Raw genomic sequence first — 3,957 nt, 5'->3', positions numbered from 1 at the left:
AGGTATGTCGTCCAGCCGCAGGTCACGAAACGCCGCGCCGTAGGCCGGACACTTGTCGGTCACCCAGGTGGTTGGAGCGATGCCCTGCTTCCGGAGGAGCTTGCGCATCAGCCTGCGGGCAGCAGCCGCGTCCCGCCTGGCCTGAACCAGCACCTCAAGCACCTCGCCTTCGGCATCGACGGCGCGCCAGAGGTACATCTGCTTGCCGCCGATCCGGACGAACATCTCGTCGAGGTGCCAGCGCCGGTGCGGGACCGGCCGCTGCGCGCGAAGGCGCCGGGCGATCACCGGGCCGAAATCACGCACCCAGCGGCGGATCGTCTCGTACGACACCTCGATGCCGCGCTCGGCGAGCAGGTCTTCGACGTCGCGGTAGCTCAGGGTGAAGCGGAGATACATCCAGACGGCGCGCTGGATCACATCCGATGGAAAGCGATAGCCGGAATAGCAAGGCGGGTCCATGGCTACCGCTACGCTGACCGCTGGCGCGCCACAAGGCCGCGAACGTGACAAGCCCCCCGGCCCCATCTCCTGCGCCAGGGCCGGCATCCGAAGCCCTAAACAGAAGCGGTCGCCGCGCCAGCAACTCCGGACCGGACGTGGCCTGCCGGCCGTATCATCTCGCAGCCTGTTCACGGTATGTTCGGCGTGCTGTCTATGGCCCAGGATGCTCAATGACCGTAGGCGTCCGACATATAGGGGCGAATGGGCAACAGGGCCCCAGCGTCAAGCCGCTGACCCTCAGCTGGCCTCATTTCGCAAGGCGGCCATAGCCTCGGGCGCATAGGCCCCGCGAACCATCTGCATCGCTACATCAATGTGATTGCGTTCCAAACCCCACAGGGGGACATCCATCGCCATCGGCATCATCCCGACCCTGGTCGACCGAGTGCACATCTTTTTATTGAGAGCGTTGTCGATTTCCCGCCGACCGGATCGATTATACGGCATCGACATCAGCGGACCGATAGGACTGTAGATGCACTGCTTGAGAAGGACTGGAGACCAGCGATGACGACAGGCGGAGGCCCATACGGGGCAGTCAGGTACGAGGTGGCTTCGGAACCGGTCTATTTCGGCCATTGCCACTTCCGCGCCTGCCGGCGCGCCAGCGGCGCCGGCCACTCCACCTATGTCGACGTGCCTCGTCCGGCAATGACCGTCCGAGGAGAGACGCAGAGCTATGCCCAGCCCGGCGGCAGTGGGCTGCCAGCGGCGCGCCCTTTCTGCCCGGTCTACGGCAGCCAGCTGTTCGGTGCTTGCGAGATCGCCGCCGACATGGCCACGTTCTATGCCGGCACGCTGGACGACCCGTCGGCGATCCGGCCGGATGCGGCGATCAATGTGCGCAGCCGCCAGCCCTGGGGCTGCGTCGCAGGCGACCTTGCGGAGTTCGAGGACAGGCCGCCGGGCGCCGGGGCCTAGGCCGAAGTCCATCCATGCCGACACTGGGAGAGACCACCATGGAATTCCACGACGACGACCTGAAGGCCTTCGAAGCGGACGGCTCCGCCCTGCCCGCTCCGGACGATCAGGACCATCTCGACCATGACGGCGCCCGGATCTGGTACGCCACCTACGGGTCCGGCCCGGCCGTGATCCTGCTGCACGGCGGCCTTGGCCACAGCGGCAACTGGGGCCACCAAGTGCCGGCGCTGGTCGCCTCGGGCCATCGCGTCCTGGTCATCGACAGCCGCGGCCATGGCCGCAGCACGCGCGATTCCCGGCCCTACAGCTATGAGCTGATGGCGTCCGACGTCCTGGCCGTGATGGACGCACTGCAGGTGGACAAGGCGGCGGTCGTGGGCTGGAGCGACGGTGCCTGCATCGCCCTGATCCTGGCCGCGCAAGCCCCGGCGCGGATTGCGGGCGTGTTCTTCTTTGGCTGCAACATGGACCCCAGCGGCACCAAGGAATTCGTGCCCACCCCGGTCGTCGACCGGTGCTTCGCCCGGCACGGCAAGGACTACGCCGCCCTGTCCGCCACCCCGGACCAGTTCCAATCCTTCGTCGCCGCGGTCGGCGCGATGATGAAGACCCAGCCCAACTATACCGCCGGCGATCTCGCCACGATCGCAGTGCCGATCGCGATCGTGCAGAGCGAGCATGACGAGTTCATCAAGCCCGAGCATGCCGAGTACCTCGCCCGCAGCATCCCCGGGGCGGAGTTGATCCTGCTGGCCGGCGTGAGCCATTTCGCCCCGCTGCAGCGGCCAGGGGCGTTCAACGGCGCGGTCCTGACCTTCCTCGACCGCGTCCACGGCGCCGATCCGGCCTGGCGCTAGAGCCTCGCCGCCGAGGCCCGGAGCCAGACGAGGGCGGCCACGGCCGAGGCGGCGATCCCGGCCCACATGGGCGAGGCCGGGCACAAGCTGACCCGGGCGGTGTTCTTCCACGAGCGCGGCGAGATTCGCGACGCTGCCTTCGAGAGCCAGGCGTTCCGGGCCTCAGCCCTCAAGTTGGTGGTCAGCGCCATCATCCTGTGGAACACCGTCTACCTGTCGCGGGCGGTCGACCAGCTGCGCGCCGAAGGCCACGACCTGCCGGACGAGATCCTGCGCCATGTCTCGCCGCAGATCTGGGAGCACATCACTCTGATCGGCAGCTATGACTGGAACCACCAGGACCTGCCGCCTAGCGGCGCCTTCCGCCCCCTGCGCGGGTCGCCGCCCGAAACCCGAGCCGCTGCCTGATCGTAAGCGTCGTCCGCAGGCCACCAATCACTGAGGGAGGGGAGAGTGGCGCAGGCCGGGCTTGATACCGGCTTTGTTCTGGCCCAAAGGGTGCCGCCTCGTGGTTGCTTGCAACGGCAACAGAACCCACCCTTTGCACGGTTCGCGGTCCCCGGACGACGCTTAGGTATCAGCCAGACATTCGCCGCTAATCCGAAAGACCGATTGCTGCCCTGATCAGGTGAAGCGGTCGGGTGAGCGTCCTCAGGCAGAGTTCTCTTCCCGCCGGATTAAACGACATGATAAACGGCGCCTATGGGAATCAGGAACTATCTGATCGAAGGCGGTTCCGGCACTGGAAAAACGTCTGTCGCTACCGAACTGGAGCGGCGTGGTCACCATGTCGTCCATGGTGACCGGGTCTTGGCCTATGTCGGCGACCCCGAAACAGGCGAGGCACTGCCAGGCCCACCCGAAGGCGAGGATCGCATCGTTTGGGGATACGCGCACTGGATTTGGCCCGTCGACAAGGTCCGGGCCATTGCTGCCGACACCACCCATCCTGCTACCTTCTTCTGTGGCGGCTCGCGCAATTTCCATAAATTCCTGGACTTATTCGTCAAGGTTTTTGTGCTCAACGTAGACGTTGAGACGTTGAACCGACGATTAGATGGGCGACCGGATGAGCCAGGTTTCGATCCGGCCGAGCGACGGCTGGTACTGCGCTACCATCATACCCGGGAATATCTTCCCGTTGGCATCGATATCGACACGGCGGGTACGGTCCTAAGCGTTGTCGACAATATCCTCGCTCAACTCGCCGGAAGCCCTGAACGCCAATGACCGAGAAGCCCAACGTTCGCCCGATCGATCTGGCAAAATTCACACGCGATAGCTGGTCGATCGCGATGGCGACAGTTGGCCGCAACGGCGAGGAAGCGCCTCGGTTACATCGGGAGTTCGCGAAACTCTTACGTGAGGCGGGAGGTATGGATGCCGCTGCGAGAGATCAGGACGGCATTGCCGAAATGTGTGAAGAGTTACTCGTAAATCGGGTTCAGAGCTGATTGCACACCGTCCAATTGCCCGTCGGATGTCCAACGGGGCAGCCCAGCGCCATAGGCCTAAGCCGCTGCCGCGGCATGGGCGTGGTGCGGGGGCGGAGAGTTGAGCCTGGCTGGGCGGTGATCGCGGGGGGCTTGTCACGTTGTCGAGCGTGGCCGATATGACTCCGCATTCTCCGGGCTCAGGCCGTGACGCCAGCCGCGTCCCGCCATGCTGCAAA

General features: G+C 65.2%; 6 protein-coding genes. 5 read left to right on the top strand and 1 reads right to left on the bottom strand.

Annotated elements, in window-relative coordinates; genetic code table 11:
- On the bottom strand, window positions 1-462 hold a 462-nt coding region (locus tag FFK22_RS41115), incomplete at its 3' end, for an IS6 family transposase (protein ID WP_143956963.1).
- Between the two features lie 591 nt (window positions 463-1,053).
- Here FFK22_RS41115 and FFK22_RS41110 point away from each other — a divergent pair.
- From FFK22_RS41110 to FFK22_RS41090, 5 genes are all read left to right on the top strand, one after another.
- On the top strand, window positions 1,054-1,425 hold the full coding sequence (locus tag FFK22_RS41110) for a GFA family protein (protein WP_186002961.1): 372 nt from the start codon (window positions 1,054-1,056) through the stop codon (window positions 1,423-1,425).
- Window positions 1,426-1,463: 38 nt separating this feature from the next.
- A complete protein-coding gene (locus FFK22_RS41105) occupies window positions 1,464-2,285 on the top strand; it encodes an alpha/beta fold hydrolase (RefSeq protein ID WP_138887850.1) in 822 nt (273 codons plus the stop codon).
- A 66-nt stretch (window positions 2,286-2,351) separates the two neighbouring features.
- A complete protein-coding gene (locus FFK22_RS41100) occupies window positions 2,352-2,693 on the top strand; it encodes a Tn3 family transposase (protein WP_138887849.1) in 342 nt (113 codons plus the stop codon).
- A 294-nt stretch (window positions 2,694-2,987) separates the two neighbouring features.
- Complete coding sequence (locus tag FFK22_RS41095; RefSeq protein WP_138887848.1) at window positions 2,988-3,515, top strand: nucleoside kinase; 528 nt, start codon at window positions 2,988-2,990, stop codon at window positions 3,513-3,515.
- Entirely contained in the window at window positions 3,512-3,739 is a 228-nt protein-coding gene (locus FFK22_RS41090) for a hypothetical protein (RefSeq protein ID WP_138887847.1), read from the top strand. The genes FFK22_RS41095 and FFK22_RS41090 overlap by 4 nt, the downstream gene beginning before the upstream one ends.
- The last annotated feature ends 218 nt before the right edge of the window (window positions 3,740-3,957 follow it).

This window comes from Mycobacterium sp. KBS0706 (assembly GCF_005938675.2).
GTDB lineage: Bacteria > Pseudomonadota > Alphaproteobacteria > DSM-16000 > Inquilinaceae > Inquilinus.
The sequence above is the reverse complement of the archived record's forward strand: the minus strand, read 5'-3'. Positions and strand labels throughout refer to the sequence as shown.

What these genes read in the sequence shown, in the direction of transcription:
- FFK22_RS41095 (WP_138887848.1), top strand. Translation starts at nt 2,988, where the DNA reads ATGGGAATCAGGAACTATCTGATCGAAGGCGGTTCCGGCACTGGAAAA.
- FFK22_RS41090 (WP_138887847.1), top strand. Translation starts at nt 3,512, where the DNA reads ATGACCGAGAAGCCCAACGTTCGCCCGATCGATCTGGCAAAATTCACA.
- FFK22_RS41105 (WP_138887850.1), top strand. Translation starts at nt 1,464, where the DNA reads ATGGAATTCCACGACGACGACCTGAAGGCCTTCGAAGCGGACGGCTCC.
- FFK22_RS41100 (WP_138887849.1), top strand. Translation starts at nt 2,352, where the DNA reads ATGGGCGAGGCCGGGCACAAGCTGACCCGGGCGGTGTTCTTCCACGAG.